Origin of the sequence: Acetobacterium paludosum (assembly GCF_008086595.1) — a bacterium.
GTDB classification, from domain to species: Bacteria; Bacillota; Clostridia; order Eubacteriales; family Eubacteriaceae; genus Acetobacterium; species Acetobacterium paludosum.
Genome location: NZ_RXYA01000001.1, coordinates 219586 through 235102, shown reverse-complemented (window position 1 = coordinate 235102; position 15517 = coordinate 219586). Strand labels below are relative to the sequence as shown.

At 38.6% G+C, this 15517-nt stretch carries 18 protein-coding genes; 6 read left to right on the top strand and 12 right to left on the bottom strand.

Annotation, left to right across the window (positions count from 1 at the left end; genetic code table 11):
- Positions 1-3 precede the first annotated feature (3 nt).
- From FZC41_RS01155 to FZC41_RS01130, 6 genes are all read left to right on the top strand, one after another.
- Positions 4-705 carry an AzlC family ABC transporter permease gene (locus FZC41_RS01155; protein ID WP_148565543.1) on the top strand — a complete coding sequence of 234 codons (702 nt, stop codon included), beginning with the start codon at positions 4-6 and terminating at the stop codon, positions 703-705.
- Positions 692-1033 carry a branched-chain amino acid transporter permease gene (locus FZC41_RS01150; RefSeq protein WP_311135813.1) on the top strand — a complete coding sequence of 114 codons (342 nt, stop codon included), beginning with the start codon at positions 692-694 and terminating at the stop codon, positions 1031-1033. Before FZC41_RS01155 ends, FZC41_RS01150 begins: the two co-directional genes overlap by 14 nt.
- 1045 nt (positions 1034-2078) lie before the next feature.
- The gene (locus FZC41_RS01145) at positions 2079-2447 is read left to right on the top strand and encodes a GntR family transcriptional regulator (RefSeq protein WP_148565542.1); all 369 of its coding nucleotides are present in this window, start codon (positions 2079-2081) and stop codon (positions 2445-2447) included.
- A complete protein-coding gene (locus FZC41_RS01140; protein WP_148565541.1) occupies positions 2444-3298 on the top strand; it encodes an ATP-binding cassette domain-containing protein in 855 nt (284 codons plus the stop codon). The genes FZC41_RS01145 and FZC41_RS01140 overlap by 4 nt, the downstream gene beginning before the upstream one ends.
- A gap of 4 nt (positions 3299-3302) precedes the next feature.
- Entirely contained in the window at positions 3303-4088 is a 786-nt protein-coding gene (locus FZC41_RS01135) for a hypothetical protein (RefSeq protein ID WP_148565540.1), read from the top strand.
- A gap of 161 nt (positions 4089-4249) precedes the next feature.
- Positions 4250-5233, top strand: coding sequence for a linear amide C-N hydrolase (locus FZC41_RS01130; protein ID WP_148565539.1), 984 nt, complete (start codon positions 4250-4252; stop codon positions 5231-5233).
- A gap of 125 nt (positions 5234-5358) precedes the next feature.
- Here the strand turns inward: FZC41_RS01130 and FZC41_RS01125 are convergent, their stop codons facing one another.
- The 12 genes from FZC41_RS01125 to FZC41_RS01070 all read right to left on the bottom strand — a co-directional run bounded on the left by FZC41_RS01125 (position 5359) and on the right by FZC41_RS01070 (position 15500).
- The gene (locus FZC41_RS01125) at positions 5359-5859 is read right to left on the bottom strand and encodes a leucine-rich repeat domain-containing protein (protein WP_148565538.1); all 501 of its coding nucleotides are present in this window, start codon (positions 5857-5859) and stop codon (positions 5359-5361) included.
- A 22-nt stretch (positions 5860-5881) separates the two neighbouring features.
- The gene (locus tag FZC41_RS01120; RefSeq protein WP_148565537.1) at positions 5882-7336 is read right to left on the bottom strand and encodes an MFS transporter; all 1455 of its coding nucleotides are present in this window, start codon (positions 7334-7336) and stop codon (positions 5882-5884) included.
- A gap of 30 nt (positions 7337-7366) precedes the next feature.
- Complete coding sequence (locus FZC41_RS01115) at positions 7367-7804, bottom strand: MarR family winged helix-turn-helix transcriptional regulator (protein ID WP_148565536.1); 438 nt, start codon at positions 7802-7804, stop codon at positions 7367-7369.
- Between the two features lie 353 nt (positions 7805-8157).
- Entirely contained in the window at positions 8158-8685 is a 528-nt protein-coding gene (locus FZC41_RS01110) for a DUF2284 domain-containing protein (protein ID WP_148565535.1), read from the bottom strand.
- 114 nt (positions 8686-8799) lie between these two features.
- Positions 8800-9603 (bottom strand): dihydropteroate synthase, encoded by an 804-nt coding sequence (locus FZC41_RS01105; protein ID WP_148565534.1) that lies wholly within the window; start codon positions 9601-9603, stop codon positions 8800-8802.
- Between the two features lie 15 nt (positions 9604-9618).
- Complete coding sequence (locus tag FZC41_RS01100) at positions 9619-10773, bottom strand: uroporphyrinogen decarboxylase family protein (RefSeq protein WP_148565533.1); 1155 nt, start codon at positions 10771-10773, stop codon at positions 9619-9621.
- A 1-nt stretch (position 10774) separates the two neighbouring features.
- Positions 10775-11392 (bottom strand): cobalamin B12-binding domain-containing protein, encoded by a 618-nt coding sequence (locus FZC41_RS01095; RefSeq protein ID WP_148565532.1) that lies wholly within the window; start codon positions 11390-11392, stop codon positions 10775-10777.
- Positions 11393-11707: 315 nt separating this feature from the next.
- The gene (locus FZC41_RS01090; RefSeq protein WP_148565531.1) at positions 11708-12190 is read right to left on the bottom strand and encodes a hypothetical protein; all 483 of its coding nucleotides are present in this window, start codon (positions 12188-12190) and stop codon (positions 11708-11710) included.
- A 22-nt stretch (positions 12191-12212) separates the two neighbouring features.
- Positions 12213-12803 (bottom strand): CobW family GTP-binding protein, encoded by a 591-nt coding sequence (locus FZC41_RS01085; protein ID WP_148565530.1) that lies wholly within the window; start codon positions 12801-12803, stop codon positions 12213-12215.
- Between the two features lie 126 nt (positions 12804-12929).
- A complete protein-coding gene (locus FZC41_RS01080) occupies positions 12930-13655 on the bottom strand; it encodes a GntR family transcriptional regulator (protein ID WP_148565529.1) in 726 nt (241 codons plus the stop codon).
- Positions 13648-14307: a cobalamin B12-binding domain-containing protein gene (locus FZC41_RS01075; protein ID WP_148565528.1), complete on the bottom strand. Its 660-nt coding sequence runs from the start codon at positions 14305-14307 to the stop codon at positions 13648-13650. The genes FZC41_RS01080 and FZC41_RS01075 overlap by 8 nt, the downstream gene beginning before the upstream one ends.
- 182 nt (positions 14308-14489) lie before the next feature.
- Positions 14490-15500, bottom strand: coding sequence for a DUF3089 domain-containing protein (locus FZC41_RS01070; RefSeq protein WP_148565527.1), 1011 nt, complete (start codon positions 15498-15500; stop codon positions 14490-14492).
- Positions 15501-15517 lie beyond the last annotated feature (17 nt).

Below are 15517 nucleotides of genomic sequence, written 5' to 3'. Positions count from 1 at the left end.
CTATTGAAATCATTTCGTTTTGCTGTTAAGCAAATCATACCGTTTCTATTTTCATATTTATTTATTGGGCTTGCCTTTGGCGTGCTCCTTAATAAGGCTGGCTATTCAGTTCTGTGGGCTTTTCTATCCGGGGTTTTCATCTATGCGGGTTCCATGCAGATTGTGATGGTTTCACTTCTGTCCTCTGGAGTGCCGCTGGCTATGATTGCCGTCATGACTTTTTTCGTCAACGCAAGGCACATTTTCTACGGAATCGGATTTGTTGATAAATTCCGGAAAATGGGCTGGCAATATCCCTACATGATTTTAACCCTCACTGATGAAACCTATTCCGTCTTATGTTCACTGGAATATCCTGAAGCGGTGGATGAGCAGCAGGTGGACTTTACCATTGCTTTGTTGTGCCATCTGATGTGGATTTTCAGCTGTACCTTCGGTTCCCTCTTCGGGGAGTTGGTTCCAGTTGATATGACCGGAATCGAATTTTCTGCCACAGCTTTTTTTGTGACGGTCTGCGTCAACCAGTGGCGTCAATTCGACTCCCGCATTCCTGCCATTACGGGCCTGGCCAGCGCAATAATTTTTTATTTTTTATTGGGCGCAGACCGCTTCATTCTTCCTGCCCTGTCAGTCAGTTTAATCATCCTGGCCATAATGAAGGACACCATCAGCATCGGAATGGAAGGTGCCAATGATGACCGTTGATTTCACCTATTCCGTCGCTGCTTTGATGATTGTCGCCTTAGTGACAGCCCTTACCAGGGCGACCCCCTATCTTCTGTTTGGGGGGAAAAGAGAAATGCCCAAGACCGTCTCCTATCTCGGAAACGTATTACCTGCATCGATAATGATTATTCTAGTCCTATACTGTTTGCGAAACATCAATCTGACTGCTTTTCCATTTGGCCTTGCCGAGTTTTTTTCGGTTGCAGTGGTGATCACTGTTCAGATCATCAAAAACAATACGTTTCTCAGCATCATTCTGGGTACAGCGTGTTATATGATTCTGATTCGTACCGTGTTTTTGGTATGATGATTTTATCCGGTTTTCACACCTCAGTTGAAAGGCATCTGATTTAGAAGATCAATAATTACCAAAAAACTGAAGTCTGTCAAGAGTCCCCAGTCTATAATACTAACGCCACCCAAGATGCCGTAACAGCACCGTTTTATCGTGTATACAAATTTATTACAAACGTTTACAAAACATCTATTTACTTTTGTGGAATAGGTGTTATAATAAAATTAAATCAAAGATCAACCTAAATCCTTTTCTAAGTTGAATGATTTCGATCATTGAAAAGTAAACAAACGCTTAACTGACCGATAAGATTAAAAAAAGAAGCGGAAAAGAATGAGTATCAACTACCCACTTCATAAAATTGATTTTATCTATCATTAACTTCCGATATGCAAAACACTTGCAAAACAAGTATAAAAAGCAATCGCGAATTGGGAGTATTAGTTTAAGATTGGTATTGGTATTATGGAAAACACATCTCATTTAATTATTTATAAAGGGAAGGCATCCATAATAAAGAATAACAAATCAAGAATGAAACATAGTCTCAAAAATAAGTGATGATTAAAGTCAGCCAGGAAAATATTTGAACGAAAGAACAAGTTCCTCTGAAATTAATGACATTGGGAAAAGAATCCCAATCGAAAAAGTAAGATAATTCCTGATCTGTAAGTGATGAGTTTACGTTAGAAAAGAAAAAAGAAGATTTTTGATGAAAATCGAAAGGGGTGAGTCCAACAGGATGACATCTGAGATTGTAAGCTGAAGCCGGTTCTGCAGGTAAAATGTAGAATCGGCTTTAGCGTTTTTTGTATCCGGTTTTTTCACTGCTTTATTGAGTATACTGATTCAGGGTTGCTCTTAGACTGTCTATTAATTCATCTCTTTTTTCTTTGTTTTAACACATCTCCAGTTTTTATATTATTTAATCTCATCTCGTTTATAAATTTTTGTGATATCTATAATTTTGTCTTGACAGCGAAGCGACAATGCCTTACAATAGCGTTATGGTTAGTTGGTCAACTAACTAACAAATAAACATAAAGGGAGTGTTTCTTTGCAAATAAATTTTGAAGATGAACGCCCGATTTTCATGCAAATTGCCGAAGGTATTGAAGATGCTATATTAACCGGTGCATTTGCTGAAGAAGAACAGATTCCTTCCATAACTGAATTGTCGGTAAATTATAAAATCAACCCGGCGACTGCTCTCAAAGGGATCGCGATCCTGGTGGATGAGGGAATCATTTTTAAAAAACGGGGGATTGGCATGTTCGTTGCCCAGGGGTCGGTTTTGAAACTGCGGAATAAACGGAAAGAATTATTTTATGAACATTATATTAAACGGCTCATTGAAGAAGCAAAAAAATTAGGAATTACCACTGCCGAAATACTGGATATGGTAGAAAGAGGTTATGAAGAATGAATGGAATTGAAGTAAATAATATCACCAAAAGATTTGGCGATACGCTGGCACTAAATCAGGTATCGCTAAAATTTGAACCTAATAAAATTTACGGATTATTGGGCCGAAATGGTGCCGGAAAATCGACACTGTTAAACATTATCACAAATCGTCTCTTTCCGGATGAAGGAGACATTAAGATTGAAGGATTGGCCAGTGTCGAAAATGATGAGGCGCAAAAGAAGGTCTATTTAATGTCTGAAAAGAATTTATACCCGGACAGCATGAGTTGCCGGGAAGTATTTAAATGGAGCCTAATGTTTTACCCAAACTTTGATTTGGAATATGCGAAGGAACTAGCCAAGCAGTTCGGTTTGGATATCAATAAAAAGGTCAAAACTCTTTCCACCGGATTTTCGTCTATTTTTAAAATTGTGATCGCCTTATCCGTCAATACCCCCTACGTTTTGTTTGATGAACCTGTTTTGGGCCTCGATGCAAACCACCGCGAAATGTTTTATAAATTATTAATTAAAAAATACAGCCATTCCCCATTTACAGCGATTATATCAACACATTTGATTGAAGAAGTCGCGATGATTCTTGAAAATGTCATGATTATTAAAAATGGTGATTTACTGATCAACGAATCCTGCGAAACCCTGCTCAAAAGTGGCTATTCCGTATCGGGAACGGCAAAACAAATTGATGATTTTATTTTGGACAAAGAGGTTATCAGTATTGACGCCCTGGGCGGCTTGAAAACAGCGACGATCATCGGAGCGGTTGATAAAAGCACCCTCCCCCTCGGCATTGAAATGACCGGTCTTGATCTGCAAAAATTCTTTATTAAACTTACAAACGAGGAGTAGAAAAATGAAATTAAGCGCAATTTACAAATTTCAATTAGCGGAACACAAAAAATCGATTATCGTTTTTTATCTTGTTATTATTGCCATTCTTGCCGTTGTATTTACAATTAACATTGTCTCTGTTTTAATTCCAAATCAAAGCAACTTTTCAATTCAGCTTAGCGGCATCGATCTGGCTCCTACCATTTTTCTTTTTGTTTGCGGCCTGAACGCTTTTAAAGAGAACTTTCAAATGTCTCTGCAAAATGGAATATCCAGAAAATCCCTATTTGTTAATCGGATAGCCGTTGACCTAACCCTCGCTGTGGGCATGTCCCTGCTTAATCAAATTATTTTGTTCATCGGAAAATCAATGGCCCTTTTTTCAGCGACGATTCAATACTCAAGCTTGCTGGAAGAACTTTACGGATTGCGCTATGCGGGACATCCAAATGGATTAATGCTATATCTAGAAATTTTTTTATTTTACATCTTTTTATTTGCTGCTTTCTTATCAATCGGCTATTTTATCACCGTGGCATTTTATCGCATGAATAAGAAACAAAAAATAGCTTATATCGTCGGTTTTTATATTCTGGCTTTCGTTGCTTTCCCCCTCATTGATGAGCTGTTATATAAATTGGGGATTTTCAGTGTTCTGATTTCCGAAGTGCTGCTCAGGTTTTTATATGCCATCATGGGCGTTTCTGCCCAGAACCCTTACATCGCCATGATTTCACTTTTAATAATCAGCATCATCATGCGTAGTTTAACCTGGCTTCTCGTTAGAAAAACGGGTATCAAAAATTAACCGGTCATCAATTCAAAGCAACTGCCTTTTGTCGGAGCTGCTGCCTAAAGCCTGCGGGCTTTTTTTAATGTTTCATAAAACACAACCCGAATAAAACCAATTGTTTACTATTGGAGCCTAATCATATATAATTAGGCAAATGAAGAAAGAAGGTAGCAACTGTGTGTACAAGTATAACATTAAAGACCACTGATCGATTAAACCTGCTCGCCAGAACGATGGATTTCGCTTTTATTCTTGAACCGGAGCTTATTTTCATACCCCGGAAATATCCCCTTTTCTTTGAAATGGATGGGCCTGAACGGCCAGCAAAATACGCCTTAATGGGCATTGGCCAGCAACAGGAAACTTGCACTTTTACTGATGGAGTGAATGAAGTGGGACTCGCCTGTGCCACGTTGTATTTTCCCGGCTATGCCGAGTATAGTGAAGGGATTATATCTGATAAAACCAACCTTGCATCCTATGAGGTCGTGGGATGGCTTTTATCTAATTTTTCAACCATCGATGAAGTTAAAGAAGCTATTTCCCAATTAAATGTTGTCAATACGCCAGCTACACTTTTTGGAATTGTTACCCCGCTTCACTGGATTGTAACCGACAAAAACGGCAATACCATTGTCATTGAGCCCATGAAGAGTGGCCTCGTCATTCACGATAATCCTCTTGGGGTAATGTCCAATAGTCCTGATTTTAATTGGCATTTGACCAATATTCGCAATTACATTGGCATTAATCCCTGTAAAATAGAACCACTAAAATTAAATGGTCTCACCTTTTCACCATTTGGCAATGGTGCAAGGGCAATTGGTTTACCTGGTGATTATACGCCGCCATCACGATTTATGCGCGTACTTTTTGGAAAAGAGGCCATCAATAAATTAGATAATGAAGATGAAGGCGTTAAAGCAGCCTTTCATATTTTAGCATCAGTTGATATTCCAAAAGGAAGCGTCATCACCGATGAGGGTGTTGATTATACTCAATACACCGCCTGTATGGTTTGCAACACCGGTACTTATTACGTGAAAACCTACGATAATAACCAAATAACCCGGGCATGTCTTTTTGATGAAGATTTAGATGCTTCAGAACTTAAGGTTTGGAAAATTCCGCAAACACAGCAATACGGTCGTTTAGCATAAAGAGCAAAGTCATTTTTGCTGTTCCATTTTCTTTATTTCTTCAACTTTGCGTTCCCCTCCGCTCAAAAAATAAGTGGCTATGACTGTCCTTGAACCAGACTTATCTCATAACCACTTAATCTCATTTATTTTCGATGAAGCACTACATTCGGGCAGCCTTCAAACGCTTTATCACTGATTTCTTTAATCGTTGACGGCAAATATACGTCTGTTAAATTAGCACAGTCTTTAAATGCCCAAGGCAGGATTTTCCTGGTGCCTTCATTAATCCTGACCTCAGTCAGCTGATTACATTGATTAAAGGTGAAGGAAGCGATCCGTTCTACACTTCCCGGAATTTCAATTTCCTCGATGCCACAACGGGTCATCGCATATTGCCAAAAATCTTTAAGGTTCGCAGGCAGTTTCACTTCCTTCAGGTTTTCACACCCATCAAATAAGAATCCGCCGATTTCAATGATTGAATCCGGAAATTCCACCCGCACCAATTCTTTATGTCCTTTAAACAGATCATCCGCAACAATCAGAATGTCTCTATCCGTTGGAATAATGGCTTCCTCGCCCTCCCCTTCACAACTCATCAGGCACATACCAAAATCTTGGGTTTTATAATAATATTCGTACATCTCTTATTCTCCTTTTCTAACGTTACTTTTTATATTCTTTAATCACACTGGCATCTTCCAAGCGGTCTTTTTTGTTAAATAATCTGTAGGCCGTTAAAACGGCACCAATCATACAAATAACAGCGGCAACAATATAAACAATGCTCATGCCGTATACAAAAGCATCGTTTCTACCGACAACGAAATCCGTTACCGAATAGCCAATCTTATCACTCATTCGGTTGTACAACAAGGTGGTAGACAGGGCGATACCGCAGATCATTCCCAGATTTCGTATCAACGCATTGGTGCTCCCGGCAATCCCCAGTTTATCCTTTGGCACCGTAGACATGATCAGCGAATTATTGGGTGATTGAAACAAGCCATTTCCAACCGATAAAACTGCGATATAAATCACAATGATTGACAGGGAAGAATGCTCATTTAATGTTGACATGAACAGCAAAGCCAGACTTGTGATCAACAATCCAGCAAACGTCAAAATTTCCGACCCATTTTTATCAGATAAATGGCCGCTGAATGGCGCCACCACCGCCAAAACAATTGGCGATATCATTAGGATTAGCCCAGCAAAAGAGGGTGAATATACCAACACATCCTGTAAATAGAACGGCTGGATAATATTGGTACAAAAGATGGCGACAAAAGATAAAAATCCACAAAACAGACTCAATGAAAATAATTTATTCTTAAAAATTTCCAGGTCCAGCAACGGTTCAGCCTTCTTCTTTTCCACTAAAACAAAGGCAATAAAGGCAATAATAGAAATTATAAAACCAAATAAAATCATCGGCTGATTGAATCCAATTTCCTGTCCTTTACCAATGGCGGCAAACAAAGGAACGATGGCAAGCATAAACAGTAGCGCTCCCGCAATGTCCAATTTTCCAGCAGCCGTTCGGTTGCTTTTTGGAAGTAACTTAAGCGCTAAAAAAAACATGACGATACCGACTGGAACATTGATTAAAAAGATGTATTCCCAACTAAAAGCATCGACGATGAATCCTCCCAACGGCGGGCCGATTAAAGCACCTAACGCCACAAACGTACCGGTTGTTCCAAGGGCTTTTCCTCTTTCATTTGCGGGGAATACGGCTGTGATAATTCCCTGATTATTCGCCATGCAGCCGGAGGCGCCGATTGCTTGTATGGTTCTGGCTAAAACCAGAATGGGAAGTGAACTGGTGATACCACAAAATAAAGACCCCAATGTGAATAGGACGAGCCCAAACTTGAAAACGCGCACCTTGCCCAGAATATCCCCCAACCTTCCAAATACCAAAATTGTCGCTGCAATGGCAATTAAATAACTGGTTACGACCAATTGAATACCCGATGATGTGACATCTAAAACTTTTGACATGTCTGGTAATGCGACATTTACGATGCTGCTATCGAGTGTAGCCATAAACGTAACCATCACGACGACAAATAAAATAAGCCACCTGTTTTTGTAATTACTAATTTCCTGATCCATTTTTTCTCCTTGTTTTTAATTGACAATGTCTTATATGTTGAGTTCTCTCATATTAGTTAGAAGCTTTTGTAACGATTTGACGGTGTTGATCTTCTCTTCATCATTCATCCCTTTTGTCATCAATTGAACCAATTGATGAATTTCATCCAGAATATTTTCAATGACAACATTGGCTTTTTCAGTTAAATAAATATTATTGGCGCGATGATCGGTCTCATCTTTATTTCTTTCCAAATAACCAAGTTTGATCAGTTTTGTGACGGTTCGCGTTGTCATTGCCTTATCATAACCCAATTTTTCACTGATCTTATTTTGATTGATGCCGTCCTGGTGCTTTAACATGAGTAAATACGGGTACGAACCACTGCTTAATTCATATTTCTTCAGAACCTTATCCAAATACACTTGTGTGGTTCTAAAAATCTTATTATTCAGCTTAAGCAAATGCATAATTTCTTCTTGTTGCAAAATGGATCCTCCCTAAATTTCTAATTTTTTGTTACATCCGTTGAAATTGAATGGGTTCTCAATTGACTTGTCAACTAAATTATAGTCCGCTTTGATTGACAAGTCAACTAAATTGTTGATTTTTTTTCGTTTGTTTATCATTTTTTTCATAATATTTTCCGCAAAAAATAAAAACAAGTGGTTATGATTGCCCCAAAATGAGACGGTTATCATAACCACTTACTAATTTCTAGTTTCAATAATATTTCCTTTTAGATATTATATCTATTCGGTCAGCGTGTTACAACTTCATTGTAACACTGCAACCACACTAATGTTTTAGTTTTTCCTTCTCAATGCTCTTATCCTATTCTTTAATTGTTATAGATAAGCAAACCAAAGTAAGTCACGTTATTATCTCCGCTATTATAGGTCATTCCATAATCACGACTTAATCGAACCACATCGATTCCTGCCGCCTCTAGGGAAGGGATTGCATCATCTGGGAATCGACAGGGTTCATCTGTTAGAATTGCACACTTTTGACAAAGAGAACAGGTTCCGGCTGAAAAAAAGAGACAATCTATTTTTTTTGATTTTATTTCATTTCTGATTTTTTGAATTTCATTTCGAAATTCAACTCCTGACTCAACCATCCGCTGATAATCATATTTGTTTTTTAACGCATATACTTTTGAGAAAAGCAAGCCCTTTTTATATTTTCGTATTATTTTACGATATTCTTGCAAGCCTCCCACTGCAGGAGGACACATATGGTTTTTACCATAGAAACCGCAATAATTATCGGCACAGCGATCTCTGATTTCCTGGGTGATCTGAATCAAATCGACATCAATATCCATTATTTCAGAAAATTCACCTGATTCAAGTAATTCTTTCATTTATCTGCTCCCCCGATTAATCATTTTTCGATTGATTCTGCCTGAATTTCTGATCTAGACATAGCCCTCAACCTGACATTTGTCAAGAAAAGGGCTATTCTAGTCAATGCAGAATCACTTCTTTGTAAAATCTATTTTTGCAGCAACCGTATATTTCCGGCAAAACCGATCTCTGCCAAGAAGCATTTCTGTGGCTTTTAGAGATTCTATCAGAGGTACATTCTCGGGATTAACAACAGCTGAATCCATGCCGGCCTCAACAGCCAGGGTTAAAAACGTTCGATTGACTAATGCTCTGTTTGGCAAGCCAAACGAAATATTGCTTAATCCACCGGTAATATGGGCTTCCGGATAATTTTTACGAATGCTCCGGATCGATTCAAAAGCGATCAGTCCGGCTGTTTGATCCGTGGCAACCGCCATGATTAATGGATCAATAAAAACTTTACTGTCTGCGATCCCGGCATTTCTTGTCGCTTGAAAAATCCGTTTCAATACCGTCATTCGCTCATCCACTGTTTTCGGCATTCCGGATTGTGACTCATCCATTGCTAGTGCAATCACATTGCAGTCTCTTTCCTTTATGAATGGAATAAAACTTTTCAATCGTTCCGGATCTCCGTTAATTGAATTGATCATGGGTGTTGCCTTTACCGCACGAATCGCTTCTTTTATGACTTCAGGTGTTGAACTGTCAATGCAGATAGGCATATCGGTAACAGACTGCACCACCTCAAGCAACCACAGCATATCCTCTTTCTCCCGTGATGGATCGGTGCCAGCATTGATATCCAGATAATTCGCACCTGCCTGATCCTGTTCAAGAGCCGTTTTTTTAATGAAGTCAACATCCCGGTTGATGATGGCCTCCTGGATGGCTTTTCTGGTGCCATTTATTTTTTCTCCGATAAATATCATCGTATCTCCTTAGACTTATTTCCAGTCGTTGGTTGCTTTAAACATGGCAACCATATTTTCGTGTTTGGTGTTGCCCGGTGCATCGCATCCTGCTGTAACAAACAGCCCTTTGGGTCCCAAATCATCAATTAATTTTGTCACATAATCCCGTACTTCTTCGGGTGTTCCGGTTGCCAATAGCGGTGCCGGCACATCTCCCATTAAACAATAGTTTTCTCCCAGTTTTTTACGAGCTTCGCGCATATCGGTCATGCCGTCAAGATTGAGGATAATTGATTTTTCAGGGAATTCAGCAAAACGTCCAATATCACGATTCCAGCATTGATCTAAATGGAAGGTGGGATTTTTTCCGTAGGATAACATCTGATCACCAGAAGCTTTTATATATGGCCAAACCAGCCGATCCCAAATTTTCGGGGATAACATGGCCGAAGCGGTTCGCCAGCCGCCTATCCAGCCACTGACAATTGAGCGATCGTCTTTTGCAGCTTCCAGAGTTTTTTGAGCTGAAGCTTTGTTTGCCTCAAAAATAACATCTGATGCTTCAACTAATTTATCCGGTATTTTATAGCAATCCATATAAAAAGCACTCATTGAACGGACGCCGCAGAGAATTTCAAAGGGTATATTAGCCGGCAAGATATCCGGTGAATTGATACTCACAATTCCCAACTCTCGTCCTTTATCTCTGATCGCATTCACATTTCTGCCATAAACCTGCATGGTTTTGCCAAAATATTCCATATCGATGACCTTGGGAAGAAGTGAGTTAAACCAGGTTTCATATCCCTGATTGATCAGAACATCATACTCATCTTTTTCCATAATTTTGGTTTCCAAAACCTGCCATAGCGATGTATCTGACAACTCAATACCGGGTCTCTGAATTTTTGATAACCAAAGCAGAGTCAGATAGGAGACCATGTTAAATCCCATCGGATCGTTGTCAATGCATCCAATCGGACCCGCTTCTTCACTTAACCGCATGACATAATCATATTGAGCATAGGCTCCTTTAACAGGATCAGCAATATATTCAGCCAGTGTCATTTCCATTTGAATAGGGGCCGGTGCAATCCCCATATAACAAGGAACAGGTCGTTCGTTCTCACAATGAATCGTCTGATAAACAGTCTCTAAATTAGCATTAAACTTATCATAAGTGCCCATTTTATAACATCTCCTTACATATTCTTACTGCTGACTGAGCATCTTGGCCAAATGTATCCGCACCCGTATAATTTACAACTGATTCATCGGTGGGTCCCCCACCAATAACAATTTTCACCTGATCTCTTAAGCCCGCTTCACTAACCGCTTCGATGGTGTTCTTGATTGAATCATAACAAGTCGTTAATAAACAAGATAACGCCAAAATCGGAGCACCAGATTCTTTTAGCGCCTTCACAAACACTTCCGGTTTGGCATCTACGCCTACATCAATGACCTCAAACCCACCAGATTTCAGCATAACATAGACCAGATCTTTTCCGATATCGTGGATATCGCCTTCAACTGTTCCCAAAACAACTTTAGCCAGAACATCTCCGGTTTTTCCATCTAAATAGGGAACCAGCATCTCGCCGACTTCCTTGAACATTTCGCCAGACATCATTAAATCAGATACAAAGTAATCTCCGCTTGAGAATTTCTCTCCAACCATGACCATTCCCGCTTCACACTCTTTAAGAATACCAACGGGATCTGTTCCTGCCACTAGTTCTTTTTGAACAACTTCCATTAACTCATCCATTTCAAGATTCGCTAATAATTCACTAATTTTAGTCATTTCTTCATCCTCCATGTTTTTCTTTTGATTACTTTTTTATTTTATCTTCTGTTTCGCACATCTATACCGAGGAGAAAATCATCAAAACCGAGGAATATTTATATTTTTTTAAAATAAATGAAAAGGATCTTATCATTTATTCGAATTTGTGTTAAAATTTTGATGAGGTCTCCTTCAACTTTCCTTTTGTACTTTTCTGTGGCCCGTAACGCCTGTACTATTGGAATTTTCAGGAGTCTCTTTTTATGTTTTATGCATCTTTATCACCTCCAAATTTATTTTCATAATACCAATGTTTTCATTGATTACTATCGCTTAATGATTGTGTCCACATGTTTCATCATGATGATGTTCATGACAGACGAAGCATGTTTCGTTTTCATCTTCTTCTGTTTTCGGCTCACTGGGTAAAGTCTCTTTATAATCCGTCATTAACCCATACACACTGCAGGTTCTCTCTAACGCCATATGAAAGCACTGAATATTTTTATTTTTTAATAGCTCACTAATAATAGAATTAAAAGTCAAACCCGCTTCCAGACTGTTTCCTTCTGTGTTAACAATTTCGCAATTAGTTGGCCGATCCCGGCTAACACAACTTAACTTAATAAAGCTGTTATCTTCCAATTCAATCAGAACTTTAATATGGCCAATGACCGCTTTTTCTGCTTTTCCTAATTGTTCAACATAGTTCTTAATAAAAAAGCATCCTATTTCGCGCCATTTTTCATTCGAAAGCTTTTTTCGCGAAATTAATTTTGTGTTGATCGCCAGTGCTTCAAATGTATTCTGATACATACGCTCATCTCCATTCAGGCTTTTAAATAAGCTCTCTAATCTGTTTTTCTTCAAGTTCATTTACATTTATTTTTAATATCATAACTTCTTCGTTATATTTTCTAATGACCTTTTCCGATTCATCTATTTCTTCCGCAGTAGCTATATCAATTTTATTGATTACCGTAACATCAGCCAAAGGAATGGCTGATTGAAGATAGGGTTCCAGTACTTCTTCAAACATACAGATCCGGGTTGGATCCATAATAAACACATTTTTTACCTTTTCATCAGGAAAACCGCTATGTTTTATTGGCTGGTACAATGCTGACGGATCAGCGACACCTGAAGGCTCCATCAGAATATAATCGATTTCATAATTGTCCAGAAGTTGATGTATCGTATCTTCTAAACTGATGGCCAATGTGCAGCAAATACACCCCCCGAATATTTCCCAGACGTCATACCCCATTTTTTTCATCTGTAAATTATCGATACCTATTTCGCCAACCTCATTAACAATAATCGCACAGCGTTTTTTATCTTGTGATAACTTCCGGGCTATTTTTAATAGCAATGATGTCTTTCCAGACCCAAGGAATCCTGTAAAAAGCAACAATTTTGGATCATTCATTTTCTATCTCCCCTAATATTCTTCAGCATATACGTACAAGTCTGTATGGATATAATATACGCTTATGTAAACGTTTTGTCAATAGCTTAAATAAAAAAAAGACCAAGCTTTAATTTTCACTTGATCTTAAAAGATTCTCTTATCGACAGAATCTTTCGGCGTAGCTGCCTTTATTGCTAAATACTTCGGACTCACATAAAACCAGCTAACCTGTAAGATTTCATGTGACGCACCATTTTTAATCGTTTCAATTATTTCAAAGATCGGTTCATTTTGATTTATATTAAGACGTTCACTCATTTCTTTTGTTGGCATTGTTACCGAAATATTAATTGTTTTATCTAAAACAAAAGCCAGTTTTTCTTCAATTGGTTTTAGATAGTTCGCAAATTTCAACATATCTTCGATAACAGGCTGATTTTGCACATAAGGCAAATAGATTACTTCCATCGCTATTTCCTTATCATCCGAACACAAAATTCGAGTTGCTTCCACCACTTTTTGATTTTCATCCATATTTAAGATTCGATCAATCTGCTTTGTGGGAAACTTCACTTTAACCGACAGTAATTTCACCCGATCGATATGGGTATTTAAGCCATCGTATTTGTTAAATTTAAATTGAAAAATATCAACCTCTGGTTTACAAACAAAGTTTCCTTTTCCCGGCACTGAATAAATATAACCTTCGTTGGATAAGAGGGATAAGCTTTTTCGAATGGTCATTCGGCCAACTGAATATTCTTTCATAAGTGAACTTTCTGAATTAAGCATATCGCCCGGTTTAAGTCGGCCCTTGATGATTTTTTCCTTTAAACTGGCTACAATAGCGAGATATAAAACATCACTCATTTACTTCGTTTCTCCCTTTATATTTTTCCCGAAGAAACGCTTCACAGTAATTTACGCCTTCGTAAAAATTATTGGTCATAAAATCAATTTGAGGGATTCTGATATAATCATTATCCACACTGGCGCCGCCTAAAATAAATCGACGATTTTCAAGAAGATTTTCCCTTTGCAGTGCAACGCCCAATTCTTCCACATATGAAATTGAATTAACCATAACGCAGCTTACTGCAATAATATCTGGGTCATTTCGTTTGACCGCATCGATAAATTTTTCTACTCTGACATCGACTCCCAAATCAATAACCTTGATTCCCTTATTTTCAAGCGCATCTATCATTAAATCTTTTCCAATGTCATGAATATCATCATAGATTGTTCCCATGACCACCGTTCCCAATGTATTTTGAGGCTCCTGGTTTCCCTGATATAAATTGGCCTCGGCAAAAATATTCTTTGCCATCATCCCAGAGACGATAAGATCCGCTATGAAGCACTGCTCATTTTCATACTTTTTTCCTATTTCCGCCAAACCTGCCATAACTCTTTCAAACAAAACTTTATAGTCTATTCCGTTATGAATTAATTCACTGGCGAAAGCTTCCGCTTCATCCACCTTTAGGTCAGCAATGAGTTCTATCAATTTATCCTTCATTTTCCACCTCAACCCTTACGTACATATCTGTATATCTTCAGTATAGCACATTCAATTACCTAATTATAGAATATTCTTCAGATATTATTCTCAAAAAACGAAAACAAACGATTAAAAAAGCTGAGAATTCTCAGCTTTTTAATCGATGTTTCACAACCTCAAATCAGCGTCTGTAAACTATTTTACTTTGTGCCATTTATTTCAAAATACTTATTGGTGCGATTCTCCGCATTTTCCCGGAGATTAAAATAATAGAATGGATAGTCAAAGGTATGATATACGCCTTTTCCAAACGTTGCACTTCCCGGCGATAATAAATCAACATTCGCCGTGCTGCAAATCAACACCCCTTTTGCTAAATTAATCTGGGCATCCGCAAAATTCATCACCGGCTCAATTTTTCCTTCAGCATTTAAAACCGCAGAGCCATCACGATTTAGCGCAATGGAACCTAAGTTTTCAGCTGCCGTTGCCAGCGTTTCATCGCGCTTCCAATTGATTGGATTGATAACAAGAGCACCTTCCGTAACAACCGGATTACCCGGAGGTAGAACAGTTTCTGCTTCTGTATTGTAAGAAACGATAACTCCGGTATCATCGGGGCCTTCGGCAAATTTCAAATGCGGATTAGCGGTAAGATAATCATTTGTAACGGTAAAACCAATGACATAGGCTACCACCATTCGCTTGTAAACATCCGGATGATCTTTCAAATATCCTGACAATAGATTGCTCATTACATCCGCCCCTTGTGAATGACCGACTAAAATAAAAGGACGTCCATTATTATAATGTTTAATGTAGTAATCAAAAGCTGCTGTGGCATCCGTAGTGGGTATTCCGGCAATGGTTTCTTCCCGATCAACTGGTGATAAATTGTCCTGTCTGTAGTAGGGGGCATAAATATTCCCAACGGTTTCAAAAGCAGTGGCCTGTCTGCCATAGGCTATTTTTGCATTTTGAACCATCCCGGCATCATCGATTGTACTAATGCTTGGATTTGTCTGATCAGCCGGTGAATATGTTGTGGGATAAAGATAAAACACATCCACCTCTTTGTCCGTAGTGGTAGGTAAGTTCATCCAATTCTCGGTTTTCGAATAATCGGTTACATCCTTCTTATTGCCACATGCCGTTAATAACATGCTGAGGCTAAGAATGGCAACCGCCAAAGCAATCTTTTTCCTTTTCATTTCCTGTTCCTCCCCAT